This window comes from Streptococcus oralis subsp. tigurinus (assembly GCF_002356415.1).
GTDB lineage: Bacteria > Bacillota > Bacilli > Lactobacillales > Streptococcaceae > Streptococcus > Streptococcus oralis_F.
The window spans coordinates 110,548-125,977 of sequence record NZ_AP018338.1 but is presented as its reverse complement, the minus strand read 5'-3'; the positions used below and the strand labels follow the sequence as shown (position 1 = coordinate 125,977).

The window sequence follows — 15,430 nt, the reverse complement described above, 5'->3', positions numbered from 1 at the left end:
TCGCGTCACTACTCTACATTTTTCTGAACTTCTGAATAAACCTTAGTCGGAAGCCCCCAAAGCTTGATAAATCCAACAGCCGCATCTTGGTCAAAGGTATCCGCACTGGTATAAGTCGCCAAATTTTCATCGTAAAGAGAATTTGGTGATTTTCGAGCCACTACCTGGGCGTTTCCCTTGTAAAGTTTAACTTTTGCAGTTCCATTGACAACTTTCTGTGTCTCCTTGATATAGGCAATCAAAGCCTGAGTTGCTGGGCTAAACCACAAGGCATTATAGATGAGATTGGACAACTCATTTTCGATAATGGGTTTGAAATGAGCCACTTCTCTCACAAGAGTCAAGTCTTCAATCTCCTTATGAGCTACCAATAAAGTCACAGCACCTGGGCACTCATAAATCTCTCTTGACTTAATACCGACTAGGCGATTTTCCACATGGTCAATACGACCGACACCGTGTTTGCCTGCAATTTCATTTAGATTTTGAATCAAATCCGCCACTTTCATCTTTTCTCCATTGAGGGAGATGGGCACCCCGCAGCTAAACTCAATGTCAATAAATTCTGGACTGTCTGGCGCCTCTTCTGGTGAAGATGTGATTCCAAATGCTTCTTCTGGTGCTTGGTTCCAAGGATTTTCCAAGACACCACATTCATTTGCACGTCCCCAAAGATTTTGATCGACAGAGTAAGGATTATCAAGGTCAGCAGGAACTGGAACGCCATTTTCTTTGGCATATTGGATTTCTTCTTCACGAGACCATTTCCACTCACGAACAGGCGCAACTACTTTTAAATTGGGATCCAAAGCTGCAATAGAGACTTCAAACCGAACTTGGTCGTTTCCCTTACCTGTACAACCATGGGCAATTGTAGTTGCCCCCGTCTGATGAGCTATTTCAACGAGTTTTTTTGAAATAAGAGGGCGACTCAGAGCAGATACTAAGGGGTACTTTTGTTCATAGTAGGCATGAGCCTGAAGGGCCACTAAAACATAGTCATTAGCAAATTCTTCCTTAACATCAATGACATAAGACTCTACAGCCCCAACCTTGAGAGCTTTATCATGGATGAACTCCAAATCTTTTCCTTCACCCACATCCATACAAACAGCGATCACATCATAGTCTTTTTTTAACCATGTAATAGCAACTGATGTATCCAATCCACCTGAATAGGCTAAAATAACTTTTTCCTTATTCATTTCTCTTCCTTCTTTCTATTTTTCGATAGAAGCTTTAAAAGCATCGTCAATCAATTTGTCCAACTCCCCAGAATCCTTCAACTTCTGGATGGTTTTGTCAATCGCCTCTTTTAATTCTTTACTGTCTTTTTTCATCGCAACAGCGTAGGAATCTTCTTTGTCATTGTCAAAATCAAACTCAGCGATGGCTAGGTCTGGATTATTCTCTACAAATCCTTTCGCCACTGGTTCCTCAAAGATAACCGCATCCAGTTGCCCTGATTTCAAATCTGTTATCAAATTTCCATTTTTAGGAAGTGAAACGAGAGAAGAATCCTGCAAGGTTTCTTTGGCCAGAGTTTCCTGGATAGAACCTTTCTGCGCTCCAACCTTTTTCTGAGCCAAATCCTTGACTGATTGGTAATTCGTTAATTCAGATTTTCTTACGATAACCTTATTTTTCGAAGTGTAGTAGGGAATTGAAAAATCGTAAACTTGACTTCTCTCCTCCGTTTTAGAAACACCTGATATGGCAAGATCGGCCTTACCTGAATCAAGACTAGCCAGTACATTGTCAAAACTCATTGGAGAGAACTCCACTTCTACACCTAGTTCCTTTGCGATGGCTTTGGCTAGCTCAACATCTGAACCTACAATCTGATTTTTCCCATCAACCAATTTCTGATATTCAAATGGAGCAAACTCTGGATTTAGGGCCACCACCAATTTTCCTTTAGCCTTAATGGCTTCAACACCTTGGGACTGACTGTTACTACAAGCAAACAATAAGGGAAACATAAGCAAACCAAACATCGTCATCAACACCTTCTTCACTTTATTCATAGAAGAGCCTCCTTTTATTTTTATACTTTATTATTGTATAAATAATACTCCTCTCATTCTCGTTTGTCAAGAGAAAACTGTATTTTATTTCATTTAAATCAAGAAAAAGCTTATTATATGATATATTTTTACATATAATAAGCTTATTTATACTATTTGAGTTTTAAAACAATTTGAAGAATTTCGTTGGAATTATACAAATAGAGCATTACTGAGAAGATTGTTACGCTTTTTGTTATAGAGAAACAAAAAAGAGCCCTAAAGGACTCTTGTATTCTTAATACCAACCGTTGTTAAGCCAGAAGTTCTTGGCAGCTGTCCATGAACCGTAACGTCCTGCAACGTAGGCATCTGCTACACGTTCTTGGTTTTCAGCTGAGTAGTCACCGTTCAAGTATGAATCTGTCAATTGGTAACGTCCGATGTATTGGCCGTTTGTAGCTGTGTAGCTACCACCTGATTCTTTTTGAGCGATCCATTCTTTGGCTTCTGCTTCAGAACCACTTACAGTAGAAGCTGCTGCAGTGTTGCTTTCTGCTGTTGGTGCTTCATAAGTTGTTGTTGCTGCTGGAGCTTCTTCAACTGTTTCTGTAGCTACTGGAGCTGTTTCTTCCGTTGTTGCTGCTGGAGCTGCAGTAGAAGCTGTCCCTTCGATGACCAAAACTTGGTCAACATAGATAAGGTGAATATCTTTAATGTTGTTTTTTGCTGCTAATTTTTCAGCAGTCGTGTTGTACTTCTCAGCAATTTCTGAAAGAGTATCACCTGATTTAACAGTGTAAGTTACAGTTTCTTGTGCAGAGGCAAGAGCTGGGGCAAAGAAAGCAAGCAAAGCTGCTACTCCTGCGATAGTTGTTTTGATTTTTTTAGTTGTTAATGACATATCTAAAAATTCTCCTTCTATTGAATATATCTATGATACCTTTTAAATGTTACTGTTGTTTAACGGTTATATGTAGAAATATTACAAAAATGTTTTATATTTACCGTTTTACGAAGGTTTTTGTCACAAAAGACCTTATTTTATACCATCTTTAATCATTTTAAGTTTTTGATAAGGGAAATAAGCGCAGAGGTTCATTCTTTGATATAATAGATATAAGAATCTTTGTAAGGGGAAACAGATGCAATCACTTCGTTTTCAATCTGTCTTTGATATTATCGGGCCTGTTATGATTGGCCCATCAAGTAGCCATACAGCTGGTGCCGTTCGTATCGGAAAAATCGTCTCTTCCATCTTTGACGATACGCCAACAGAGGTAGAATTCCAATTATTTAACTCATTTGCCAAGACCTACCGTGGTCATGGAACGGACCTTGCTCTCGTCGCTGGTATTTTGGGTATGGATACGGATGATCCCGACATCCCAAACAGTCTCGAGATTGCCCATAAACGGGGCATCAAGATTGTCTGGACCATTCAGAAAGACAGCAATGCTCCTCACCCTAACACCACTAAAATCACTGTAAAGAATGACCATAAGTCCATTAGTGTGACAGGGATTTCCATCGGTGGGGGAAATATTCAAGTTACGGAACTCAATGGTTTTGCCGTCTCTCTCAACATGAATACCCCGACCATCATCATCGTGCATCAGGATATTCCGGGTATGATTGCCCACGTCACAGAAGCCCTCTCTCGTTTTGATATCAACATCGCTCAGATGAATGTGACTCGGGAAAAAGCTGGAGAAAAAGCCATTATGATTATCGAAGTCGATAGTCGAAGTTGCGAAGAGGCGATTGAAGAAATCCGAAAAATCCCTCATCTCCACAATGTCAATTTCTTTAAGTAGGAGGAAACATGTTTTATTCTATCAAAGAATTGGTCGAGCAGGCAGACCTAGACTTCCAAGGAAATGTCGCAGAACTCATGATTGCGACAGAATATGAACTGACTGGCCGATGCCGAGACGAAGTTCTCCTCCTCATGGAACGCAATCTAGAAGTCATGAAAGCCTCTGTCGAGCTTGGCCTTAGTGAAAACAAATCCCGCAGTGGTCTAACGGGTGGAGATGCTGCCAAGCTAGATCGCCATCTCAAAAGTGGCAAGGCCTTGTCAGACTTTACCATCCTATCAGCAGCCCGAAATGCCATCGCGGTTAACGAACACAACGCTAAAATGGGCTTGGTCTGTGCCACTCCAACCGCAGGAAGTGCTGGTTGTTTGCCAGCCGTTCTTACTGCAGCTAGCCAAAAACTTGACCTCAGCCACAAAGAACAGCTCGATTTCCTCTTTGCAGCAGGCGCCTTTGGATTGGTTATCGCAAACAACGCTTCTATCTCAGGTGCTGAAGGTGGCTGCCAGGCCGAAGTCGGATCGGCCTCTGCCATGAGTGCCGCAGCCTTAACCTTGGCTGCAGGTGGAACTCCCTATCAGGCTAGCCAAGCCATCGCCTTTGTCATTAAAAATATGCTGGGTCTCATCTGCGATCCCGTCGCTGGTCTGGTTGAGGTTCCATGTGTCAAACGAAATGCCATGGGAGCCAGCTTTGCCTTTATCGCGGCTGATATGGCCTTGGCAGGTATCGAATCTAAAATCCCTGTCGATGAAGTTATCGATGCCATGTACCAAGTCGGATCCAGCCTCCCAACTGCCTTTCGTGAAACGGCTGAAGGTGGACTTGCAGCCACTCCGACTGGTCGTCGCCTACAAAAAGAAATCTTCGGAGAATAAGCTTATCTATATCTATTAGGAGAAATCATGTCCTCTATCTCAGCTATCTTTTTTGATCTAGACGGAACCCTGGTTGACAGCTCCATTGGGATCCACAATGCCTTCACCTATACCTTTGAACAACTAGGAGTTCCAAGCCCTGATGCCAAAACTATTCGTGGTTTTATGGGCCCGCCGCTTGAAAGTAGTTTTGCGACCTGCCTTCCAAAAGAACAAATCTCAGAAGCTGTTCAAATCTATCGTTCTTACTATAAGAAAAAAGGAATCCACGAAGCCCAACTCTTCCCCCGAATAACGGAATTACTCCAAGAGCTTTCGCAAAACTACCCTCTCTACATCACTACAACAAAGAATACTCCTACTGCTCATGATATGACTAAAAATCTGGGAATCCATCATTTCTTTGATGGCATTTTCGGTTCCAGTCCTGAAACGCCTCACAAGGCGGATGTCATCCGTTACGCCTTACAGACGTATCGACTCCCTGCAGACCAAGTCCTCATCATCGGGGACACCAAATTTGATATGATTGGAGCCCAAGAAACTGGCATTAAAAAGTTTGCTGTTACTTGGGGATTTGGAGAAGAGGCTGATTTGCTCAGCTATCAACCTGATTGGATTGCCCGTACCATTGACGATATCATTAGGCAACTATAAATAATACAACGATTTGAAATTACAGAGTAAAAAGGCCAGGGTCCTGTACAAACAGAACCTTGGCCTTTTATTTATAATTAGTTAATTAGTCACCCTTACTCAGCATGGGTTGTCTCATTTGCAAAGGAAATAATTGCTTCTTTGAGCTCATCTCCACTGAGTGAACGGAATTCTTCAATCTTTTGATCGATGGCTTCTAGAGGCATGACGTTAACCTTACCAACGAAAATCTTATCCATGACTTGGTTATCAACCAATTCGGTCGAAACCAAGAGTTCTTCATAGAGTTTTTCACCTGGTCGGATACCGACCTCAACGATTGGAATTTCACTTTCCGTGTGCCCGCTTAGAAGGACCATTTTCTTAGCCAAGTCGTAGATCTTGACCGGTTTGCCCATATCAAGGATAAAGACTTCTCCGTCCTTGGCATAAGCGCCAGCATGGATGACCAGACGGCTAGCCTCTGGAATGGTCATGAAGTAACGTGTCATACGGAAGTCTGTCACCGTTACAGGACCACCTTCAGCAATCTGGCGTTCAAAAACAGGAATCACGCTACCACGGCTACCAAGAACATTCCCAAAACGAACTGCACAGTAGGTTGATTTGCTACGTTGGTTAAAGCCAGTGACAATCAACTCTGCCACGCGCTTAGTCGCCCCCATAACATTCGGCGGATTAACCGCCTTGTCAGTCGAAATCATGACCATCTTAGGTACTTTGGCCTCATCAACAGCCTTGGCAACATTGTAGGTCCCGAGGATATTGTTCTTGAAGGCTTCTTTTGGATTGCGCTCCATCATTGGAACATGTTTGTGGGCTGCAGCATGGTAGATGATAGCTGGTTTGTACTGTTCAAACACTTGTAAAAGACGATCATAATCCTGAATATCTGCAATGACAGGAACATAATCAATCCCTTGGAATTTACGAATCAACTCATGATAAATAAGGTAGATTGAATTTTCACCATGTCCAAGCAAGACGATACGCTCTGGGTTGAAGCGGCTAATCTGGCGACAAATTTCCGAACCAATCGAACCACCAGCTCCTGTCACCAAGATGGTCTTGCCTGTAATCTCAGTACCCAGACGTGATTCGTCAAGGCGAATTTCCTGACGGCCCAAAAGGTCCGTGATATCAATTTTTTGGAAACCACTACCCGATTGATGTAAACCTTGAACAACCGTCTCAACTTTAGGCATCTTGTAACATTTGACACCTAGTTTATTACACATCTGCAAGATACGTTCATACTCTGATGGATCAAGCGAAGGGATTGCTACGATAACACGCTCGATTTGGTGACGTTTGGCCAATTCAGGTAGATTATCATAAGAGCCCAAAACTGGGATTCCACCTAGTTTTTGTCCCTTTTTCTTTTCATCGTTATCCAAAATCCCCACTATCTCAAGCTCGCTAGTTGGATGTTGGTAGCTGTTCATAAAGAGGGCGCCACCATCACCAGCACCGATCAAGAAGGTACGGCGATGCTCTCCATCTCCACTACCTTGCTTGCGCTTAGAATAAATCAGCTGCCAAGTGATACGAGGAAGCAAGATGAGGAAGGTACTCAACAAAATGAAGAGTACGATGAAACGGATAGAAAACAATGGAAGAAAGGCATAGCAGATTCCATAAGAAAGAACACTGCTGAGCATCACTCCGAAAAAGATTTTCATGAAATCCGTAATCTTGCTATAACGACTGATACTAGCATTTAGCCCCCAAAATGCAATCATGATTTGATAGAGAAGGAAGGCTAAAAGAGTGTAAATCACATAGTCCACAGGCGCAGGATTTATAAGGCCATAAAACAAGATATAAGATACGATGATGGAAACCACCATACTCAGAATATCGAATATCCCCCAAAACACTTGTTTTTGCTGTTTATTTAAAATTTCAACCAGATCAATCACGTAATCTGTTAGTTTTTTATTCATAGGAATTTACTCCCCCTTAAAAGAGTCAAATGATACTATTGTTATGATAACCCGAATCGTTCAATCTATCAGGTCTTACTTGCTCTTTCTTAAAAGTTTGACAAAGATAAACTGACGTACAAAACCTGGACAAAGTGCAACAATTGCCTGAATGAACATACTTTTAGCATATTCTATGTAAGAAATTTGCCCTCGCTCAAGCATCCGTTGGCGAGCTTGACGGTAGAATTTAAGGTAACGCAAGCCACCTCGACGCTCAAACATCCCTGCACCGACACGAACCTTACACAAGATTTGATCTAGGTTGCCAGTCTTGGCACCTGACGTAATCATATTGAGCCAAAGGAGATCATCCTCCATGTAAAGCCCGTCTTCGTAGTTGCCCGCCTTGAGGACCATGTCCTTTTTGAACATGACTGTCATATGGTTAAAGGCGCTTCTCATTCTCTGATAAGCCACAATGTCTGCGTGCTGAGTTGGAACACGACGATAAGACACAATCTCATCTGGATTGTCAATAAACTCTGCAATCTGCCCACCTAAGAGATCGAGATTTTCTTTCTCCATCAGTTGAAGCTGTTTCTCAAAACGATCCGGAACGGCTAAATCGTCCGTATCCATGCGAGCAATAATGTTATACTGGCACTGCAAAACACCGTAACGAAGAGCCAAGCCTAAACCTTGATTTTGCTCTAAGGGGCACCGTTTCACTGGAATGTCTGACTGAGCTTCCACTTCATCTAGCACCTGATAGAGCTCAGGCGTGAGGGGCCCATCCTCAACAAGAACAAGTTCACTCGGTTTCAAGGTTTGATTTTGAACACTTTTGATAGCATCTCTCAAAAACGTCGGGTTTTCCTTTACATAGACCGACATCAAGACGCTGATTTTTTGCTTTTCAGGCACCGTTTTTCTCCAATATATAGATTTCCTTCCACTATTTTATCACAAATTTTCTCACTTTCCTATTTTTATATCAAATCAAGGAAAATTCTAGTAAAGAAATGTATCTCCTTTCACTCTATTCTCGCTTAAATCAATCGAACTTTCTTAGCTATCATTACTTGACATTATATAGAAAAAACCTTAAAATAAGCTGTTAATAAAATCATCTATTCGAGGTTTTTATGAAAAAACAATCACTCTTTTTTATCCTAGGAATTCTCTTAATCGGTACCGTTTTACGCTCTCCTTTCACTGCTCTTCCAACCATTTTAAGAGATATCGCTCAGGGACTAGGAGTTGAGGTTAGTTCTCTTGGGATTTTAACCAGTCTCCCTCTCTTGATGTTTGCTCTTTTCTCGGCTTTTGCGAGTCGCTTGGCACAAAAAATTGGACTAGAACATCTCTTCACTTACTGTCTTCTCCTCTTAACTATTGGCTCTGTCATTCGGATTTTCAATCTTCCCCTTCTCTATCTAGGAACTCTGATTATCGGTGCGAGCATTGCTATTTTTAATGTTCTTCTCCCTAGTATGATTCAGGCAAATCAGCCTCAAAAGATTAGCTTCCTAACAACTCTCTATGTCACTGCCATGGGGATTTCAACGGCCATCGCTTCTTATCTTTCGGTCCCTATCACCCAAGCTAGTTCTTGGAAGGGCCTCATCCTCGTTCTCAGCTTTCTATGTCTGGTCACTCTGCTAGTCTGGTTGCCAAATCATCGCCACAACCACCACCTAGAAAGCAAAAAAGAAAAGCAAGTCAAAGAAAATATTCTAAAAAGTAAAGATGTCTGGGCTATCATTATCTTTGGCGGGCTTCAGTCCTTGCTCTTTTATACAAGTATGACCTGGTTGCCAACTATGGCTATTAGTGCTGGTCTTTCTAATAGCGATGCGGCTCTTCTAGCTTCTATCTTCTCGCTGATCAGCATTCCTTTTTCCATGACCATCCCAAGTCTGACGACTCGTCTATCTGATTGCCACCGTCGAATCATGCTGGCAATCATCTCTATCGCTGGTATGATGGGAATTGCCATGCTCTTGTACCCAAGCAACAACTTCCTCTACTGGCTAGTCGCTCACCTCTTAATTGGAACGGCCTGTAGTGCTCTCTTTCCTTATCTCATGGTTTGCTTCTCACTTAAGACCAGCTCGCCTGAAAAGACTGCGCAACTCTCAGGCCTGGCGCAAACAGGGGGCTACATCTTGGCGGCCTTTGGTCCTACCTTGTTTGGTTATAGCTTTGACCTTTTCCAATCTTGGATTCCAGCTGTCCTTGCCCTTCTAGCCATCGATATCATCATGACCATCTCACTCTTTATGGTGGATCGGGTTGATAAAATTCTTTAAACTTCTAGTTTTTACTAGGAGTTTTTTTATATATAAAATTTTTACACATATTTCTTGACAGGGCTTTCAACTTGAGATACAATATATTTGAAAAGAGTATATATAAAATTTTTATATAATATAAAGGAGGTTTCCCATGTACTTCCCAACATCCTCTGCCTTAATCGAGTTTCTCATCTTGGCTGTACTGGAGCAGGGAGATTCTTATGGTTATGAGATTAGCCAAACCATTAAACTCATCGCCAATATCAAAGAATCTACGCTCTATCCCATTCTCAAAAAATTGGAAGCCAGTGGCTTTCTGACCACCTACTCTAGAGAGTTTCAGGGGCGTATGCGCAAATACTACTCCTTGACCAATCGGGGCGTAGAGCAGCTCGTTACTCTAAAGGAAGAGTGGACGCTCTATACCGACACCGTCAACGGCATCATAGAAGGGAGTATCCGCCATGACAAGAACTGACTATCTGACTCAGTTAGAAACCTATCTCAATAAACTGCCTGAAGCTGACCGCATCGAAGCTATGGACTACTTTAAGGAACTATTTGACGATGCAGGCCCAGAGGGCGAAGAGGAACTCATTGCCAGTCTGGGAACTCCAAAAGAAGCTGCCCATGATATCCTCTCTGATCTTCTCGATAAAAAAGTCAATGAAGCCCCTGCTCAAAAGAATGACCGTCAACTGCTACACATTGCCCTCCTGGCCCTGCTAGTAGCTCCTATCGGAATTCCGGTCGGGATCGGCATCCTCATGGCCATCATCGGTATTATTATCGCAGCCGTCTCCGTCATTTTAGCCTTCTTTACCGTCTCTGTAACGGGTATCCTGCTAGGTGGACTTTTTATCGTAGAGAGCTTTAGCGTCCTAGTCGAAGCCAAATCTGCCTTTATCTTGATTTTTGGGGCTGGTTTGCTTTCTATCGGTGCTTCTTCTCTTGTTCTACTAGGTATCTCCTATGTAGCTCGTTTCTTTGGCCTCCTAATCGTCCGCTTGGCACAATGGATTCTTAAAAAAGGAAAGAGAGGTGACAGACATGCGTAAATTGACAAAAGGATTTCTCATCTTTGGTGTGGTTTCTACAATCCTCGGTTTTATCATGATCATTGTAGGCGCGCAGTCCAATGGTATTCAAAGTTTACTTGCCATGTCAAAAGACCCCGTCTATGACAATCGTATCGAAGAAGTGACCTTTGGAAATGAAGTGGAAAAACTTGATCTAGCCCTTGAGGAACATAGCCTAACCATCACAGAGTCTGTAGATGACAAGATTCACATCACCTATCATCCTTCCGTGTCTGGTCGTCACGATCTAACTACTGGCATGAGTGACAAAACACTGAGCGTCACTGACAAACAAGCCTCCCAACATCGTTTTCTCGGTTCAGGAATCGAAGGCCTACTTCGTATCGCTAGCAGCTATTCTAATCGTTTTGACGAAGTCATTCTCTCTCTCCCTAAAGGAAGAAAACTGCAAGCGATCACCGTCTCAGCCAATCGTGGACAGACCACTATCCGGCAAGCCAACCTTGAAAATGCGACAATTAAAACAAAAGGCTATCTCTTAAGAATAACAGAAAGCTCTATCAAAAACAGTACACTAACAACACCTCGTATTATCAATATCTTTGATACCGAATTGACAGATAGCCAGGTCAAGACCGAAGAGGAACACATCTATGCTGAGAATATTAAGGTCCGCGGTAAGGTTGAGCTAGACTCTCATAACGACTTAAGACTCTTTCTTTCTAAGACAGAATTCGATCGTATCAATCTAGATATTTCTTCTCAGCATGGCGGTATTTATTGTAATGCACAAAGAGAACACCCTAGACAAAAAGAGAATGAACTTGCCAACCCCTACAAGACAGACAAAGCAGATGCTAAGGATATGCTCATTATAAAAGCCAATCAGGATATCTACCTACCCAAGGAAGAAGAATACTCTGCTCCACCTAGAAACCATTGACAAAAACGCTTTCATATGCTAGTCTAAAGATAGAAAATGACCATAAAAAGGAGGTTCCACCATGACACAAGAATGGTTTGAAAGTGCCGATCTTGAGAAGAAATCACCTCAGACGAAATCGGAAAACCAGCCCAACGAGCCTGAGACTTCAGAAACTGTGGAAACTGAACCACAAGCAAGCGAAGAAACACCTGTCTCACCTAAAGAGTTGGAAAGGCATGAGGAGGAAGCTCCCGAAATGATTGAGGAAACCCAAACCGAGGAAGAGGGAGAAGGGAAAGCTGAAGAGGAACACAAGCAAGAAAACTCTGCAAAAGAAAAAAGCATCCTCAGCAAGGCTTTAGAAAGTCCTTATATCCCAGATATTGATCCTCGTAAAACTGCCCGATTCAAAGAAGAAATCGCACTGTTTTGGACTTGGCTGCTGGATGCTATCCAAGAACCAACTGCTAGCAAGACTACGGACCAAAAGCATCGTTACAGTGTCTTTGGCCTGCTCACCCTGCTGTCCTCGTTCAACCTTTTCTTTAGTATCTATCATATCAAGCGCCTCTACTATGGCTATATGATTTCTATGGCTAATAGCTCTCCTAGCCAGCTCCCACCTTTAGATCTCTTTGCTGGACTTTCTATCTTGGTCACTAGCGCTCTATTTTACTTTTCCATCATTTTGGGAGGCTTTACTGTCCGACGTGTACTGGACCAGGAGAGCGACTTCACTTTTCAAGAAGCTTTCGATCGTTACAGCAGACTCTTTGCTATCCCGCTTGTCCTAACAGCTCTAGCAAGTTTCTTTGCACTCTTTGGTGGCTTACGATTTGCTGGGATCCTCACTCTTCTAAGCATGGCCATCTTTGCCCTTGGCAATCTCTTTGTGATTAGTAAACCAAGTAAGACTAGTGGCCTTGACCCATTCTATCGTTTCTTACTAGCTGTCTTACTTGATGGTGCTATTCTCTTACCCTTCTTCATTGCAGAGCTCGCGCTGACAGTAGACTACCTTCGCATCCTGACCTTCTTTTAACTAAAATCCCTGCCATTTGTTAATGACAGGGATTTTTATGCTTACTCTTTTTTGGACAAGGTCTACTCGATGCTTGCCAATTCCTCAAAATCTTGTCCTAGGATGGGTTTTATTCCTAAAGTTCAGTCGTATGATAACATTGCTATGAAACTCATTATTCCAAATATTTTGCAAATTAGTTATAGGTAAAATGAAGATTAGAAACCACCAATCTCCATTTTTTAACTTTTAATGAAATTCATCCATATTAATAACTTTGCTTGCTCTAGCAATAACATCCTTATCATGAGTCACGACAATAACAATCTTTTCCTCGTTCACTAATTTCTCAACCTCATTTAGAAATAATTCAGTTGAGTTTCTGTCCAAATTTTCTGTAGGCTCATCGAATAGATAGATGTCCTTTTCTTGTGATAAACTCCTCATGAGTAGAATTTTTTGTTTTTGACCTTGCGAAATATTGGTGGCTTTCCCATCAATCTGATGACTCAGAGATACATTGAGATTCAGACTATCAAGATTATTTGATTCATAGTTTTCCTTATTAAATAGGGTGAAATTAATATTTTTTGAAACACTTCCAGGGAATACATGAAATTCAGATGAATACACGCTTAAATAATCCAAAATATCAGTCTCCTCTAAAGTAGAAAAACTTTCCATTCCATTCAGTACAATATCACCCTCTGTTGGAGAAGATAATCCCTGAATAATATTCAAAAGAGATGATTTCCCAGTTCCATTACCGCCTGTAATAACGGTTAATTCACCACTATTAAACTCGAAATTTAATTTATTAAACACCGATCTTTCATCCCATTTTTTACATAAATTCCGACATGACAACTGTTTAATTTTAGCTACTGAAACAGGAATAACATCCCTTTTCGCTTCTACCTCCTCTGTTCCAATAAACTCAAAGGAATATTGACTTTTTTTCAATGCTACCCAAGATGTAATTAAAGAACTTAAAATGCTGGATAAAAGTAATAGAATCAAAATACTATTTGCATACTCTGCTATATGTTCATAATCTCTCATAGAAATTATAGTAGCAATCAAAAATGAACCAGTTAAACCGATAAATATCTGAGTAGAAGCTAATAATCTATTGGTAATATGTGTACTATCTAGTTTCGTTCCCAACAGTTCATTGAGTCTTTCATTAAATTCTTTGATAAAGTCGCTAGATTTTTGGAAACTTATAATATCTTGCAAACCATAAATTGTATTTTCTACAAGAGAACTAAAGTTAGAACTCTTAGCAATAAATTCTCGTTGATTTTTTACAACTTTTCGTATCTCAAAATTTACATATAAACCAAGAATAACTATAGATAAGCTTGTAACTGCGAAAATAATGATATTCAATTTTAATAGCAATAATAGTAGCAAGCAAAACACTAAAAGCTGTACCTTTAAGTAAAATTTTTGCATAATACCTGTTGCTGATAACAACAAATTCCAAAAATAACTACTAACATACTCATAATTCTTAGTTAAAGAAAAATCATTTAATTGGTTCTGATAAAAAGAGGACAGAATATCATTTAAAAAATCATTCTCAATCTTTCCTTTTAATCTCGTTTCTAATATAGAGAACTGCCAATACAAATATGAAGCTAATATTATTGAAGCGAGACTAAATAACTGAAAGCTAAACTGAATATTAAGCAGATTAGACATTGTTATTTGTAGAAAAAAAGCAATAGTAACTGGTAAGATAATTTTGGCTATTCCCAAGAAAAAGATTGCAAACTTTCTCTTCCAACTAAGTGAAGATAGAAATCTATGATATAACTTATCTGCATAGCTCAAAGTAACAACACCTTTTCTATCTTCTAAATTAACACTCTCACTCTTTTGGGGAATTAAAACAATTCCTACACTCTGACTAAAAAGTTCTAAACTTGAAATTTTCTCAATTTCCTCATTTGCAGGATCAGAAACCGTCAATAAATTACTATCTCTATCTAATACAACAATATAATGAGGTAAACCAGCTCTTTCTACTACCATCAAATAAGGAAATGATACGTTATTTAACAAACTAGGAGTGTCAATTTGATAAGAATCCGCATCAATACCATAGCTTTTTAGCATACCTTCTATTTCAAACAAAGACAGTCCTTGGTGATTATTATTATCAAATTGTAGACTATCTAAATGTTCTAATTTTGGGAAATAATAAGAAATGATTGTCTTTACACAAGCCATTCCACAATCCAGCAAAGTTGCTTGTTTATAGTGACTAACCATTATTTTCTCCTTTTTCAACACTTATCTTACTATAGCCATCAACTTCAATGACGCTATTCGAAGTTTGATTTGTGGTAGGAACCCTTAAAATTTCTCCTGTATTGTTTGTATGTAAAGTATAAATCCCATCAAAATCTTGAGGAACTGTAATAGATACATCGCCAACAAGAGTATCTATAAATATTTTTTCGAAAGTAGCATTTTTCCCTAAGGAAATAGTTACATATAACTTGTCTTTCCCTTCTGAACTCAGAGCCAAATTAAAACCATGTTGTGAAAATGGTAGATATAGACTATCTGAACTCATTTTAACGTTTTTAGATATATTATTCGCTGATTCTTCGGAAACTTTTCCTTCTATTTGAACACTTGTTTCATCTGATTCACTCTTTACAACTTTAACATCAATTGCTTGCTTTGAGCCATAAAACTCTAACGTTTTAATACTTTTAGAAGAAAGAGTCCATGATTGTTTCACACTGATTGTCGTCTCTCCTCGTTTTAAGGTTAATAAAATTCCAGCTACTACAAACAGTAACAACAGCCCAACTACAATTCCTATTTTTTTCATCATTAGT

The 15,430-nt window shown here is 40.3% G+C and carries 15 protein-coding genes; 8 read left to right on the top strand and 7 right to left on the bottom strand.

Annotated elements, in window-relative coordinates; genetic code table 11:
* Nucleotides 1–8: 8 nt before the first annotated feature.
* The 3 genes from STO1_RS00640 to STO1_RS00630 all read right to left on the bottom strand — a co-directional run bounded on the left by STO1_RS00640 (nucleotide 9) and on the right by STO1_RS00630 (nucleotide 2,910).
* Nucleotides 9–1,205, bottom strand: coding sequence for an argininosuccinate synthase (locus STO1_RS00640; protein ID WP_096421529.1), 1,197 nt, complete (start codon nucleotides 1,203–1,205; stop codon nucleotides 9–11).
* A 15-nt stretch (nucleotides 1,206–1,220) separates the two neighbouring features.
* Nucleotides 1,221–2,027 (bottom strand): ABC transporter substrate-binding protein, encoded by an 807-nt coding sequence (locus STO1_RS00635; RefSeq protein WP_096421527.1) that lies wholly within the window; start codon nucleotides 2,025–2,027, stop codon nucleotides 1,221–1,223.
* Nucleotides 2,028–2,304: 277 nt separating this feature from the next.
* Nucleotides 2,305–2,910: an aggregation-promoting factor gene (locus STO1_RS00630; RefSeq protein ID WP_045617861.1), complete on the bottom strand. Its 606-nt coding sequence runs from the start codon at nucleotides 2,908–2,910 to the stop codon at nucleotides 2,305–2,307.
* A gap of 241 nt (nucleotides 2,911–3,151) precedes the next feature.
* Between STO1_RS00630 and sdaAB the strand changes: the two genes are divergently transcribed.
* From sdaAB to STO1_RS00615, 3 genes are read left to right on the top strand one after another with little or no spacing between them, the layout of a single operon-like run.
* Nucleotides 3,152–3,823, top strand: a complete 672-nt coding sequence (sdaAB, locus tag STO1_RS00625) for an L-serine ammonia-lyase, iron-sulfur-dependent subunit beta (protein WP_001191177.1) — start codon at nucleotides 3,152–3,154, stop codon at nucleotides 3,821–3,823.
* A gap of 8 nt (nucleotides 3,824–3,831) precedes the next feature.
* Nucleotides 3,832–4,704, top strand: a complete 873-nt coding sequence (sdaAA, locus tag STO1_RS00620) for an L-serine ammonia-lyase, iron-sulfur-dependent, subunit alpha (RefSeq protein WP_096421525.1) — start codon at nucleotides 3,832–3,834, stop codon at nucleotides 4,702–4,704.
* 27 nt (nucleotides 4,705–4,731) lie between these two features.
* Nucleotides 4,732–5,361, top strand: a complete 630-nt coding sequence (locus STO1_RS00615) for an HAD hydrolase-like protein (RefSeq protein WP_045617864.1) — start codon at nucleotides 4,732–4,734, stop codon at nucleotides 5,359–5,361.
* 95 nt (nucleotides 5,362–5,456) lie between these two features.
* On the opposite strand, the gene STO1_RS00610 is transcribed toward STO1_RS00615, so the two are convergent.
* Together STO1_RS00610 and STO1_RS00605 are read right to left on the bottom strand one after the other, a co-directional pair.
* Nucleotides 5,457–7,307: a nucleoside-diphosphate sugar epimerase/dehydratase gene (locus STO1_RS00610; protein ID WP_061588568.1), complete on the bottom strand. Its 1,851-nt coding sequence runs from the start codon at nucleotides 7,305–7,307 to the stop codon at nucleotides 5,457–5,459.
* 75 nt (nucleotides 7,308–7,382) lie between these two features.
* Complete coding sequence (locus STO1_RS00605; protein ID WP_096421523.1) at nucleotides 7,383–8,213, bottom strand: glycosyltransferase; 831 nt, start codon at nucleotides 8,211–8,213, stop codon at nucleotides 7,383–7,385.
* 221 nt (nucleotides 8,214–8,434) lie between these two features.
* On the opposite strand from STO1_RS00605, the gene STO1_RS00600 reads away from it, so the two are divergent.
* From STO1_RS00600 to STO1_RS00580, 5 genes are all read left to right on the top strand, one after another.
* A complete protein-coding gene (locus STO1_RS00600) occupies nucleotides 8,435–9,601 on the top strand; it encodes a CynX/NimT family MFS transporter (protein WP_096421521.1) in 1,167 nt (388 codons plus the stop codon).
* 136 nt (nucleotides 9,602–9,737) lie between these two features.
* Nucleotides 9,738–10,064 carry a PadR family transcriptional regulator gene (locus STO1_RS00595; protein WP_000273860.1) on the top strand — a complete coding sequence of 109 codons (327 nt, stop codon included), beginning with the start codon at nucleotides 9,738–9,740 and terminating at the stop codon, nucleotides 10,062–10,064.
* Nucleotides 10,051–10,644, top strand: a complete 594-nt coding sequence (locus STO1_RS00590) for a DUF1700 domain-containing protein (protein ID WP_096421519.1) — start codon at nucleotides 10,051–10,053, stop codon at nucleotides 10,642–10,644. Before STO1_RS00595 ends, STO1_RS00590 begins: the two co-directional genes overlap by 14 nt.
* Nucleotides 10,637–11,569 carry a DUF4097 family beta strand repeat-containing protein gene (locus tag STO1_RS00585; RefSeq protein WP_096421517.1) on the top strand — a complete coding sequence of 311 codons (933 nt, stop codon included), beginning with the start codon at nucleotides 10,637–10,639 and terminating at the stop codon, nucleotides 11,567–11,569. Before STO1_RS00590 ends, STO1_RS00585 begins: the two co-directional genes overlap by 8 nt.
* A gap of 61 nt (nucleotides 11,570–11,630) precedes the next feature.
* Entirely contained in the window at nucleotides 11,631–12,593 is a 963-nt protein-coding gene (locus STO1_RS00580; RefSeq protein ID WP_096421515.1) for a DUF6574 domain-containing protein, read from the top strand.
* A gap of 228 nt (nucleotides 12,594–12,821) precedes the next feature.
* On the opposite strand, the gene STO1_RS00575 is transcribed toward STO1_RS00580, so the two are convergent.
* Nucleotides 12,822–14,852, bottom strand: coding sequence for an ATP-binding cassette domain-containing protein (locus STO1_RS00575; protein WP_096421513.1), 2,031 nt, complete (start codon nucleotides 14,850–14,852; stop codon nucleotides 12,822–12,824).
* A complete protein-coding gene (locus STO1_RS00570) occupies nucleotides 14,845–15,426 on the bottom strand; it encodes a hypothetical protein (protein WP_084872361.1) in 582 nt (193 codons plus the stop codon). Before STO1_RS00570 ends, STO1_RS00575 begins: the two co-directional genes overlap by 8 nt.
* Nucleotides 15,427–15,430 lie beyond the last annotated feature (4 nt).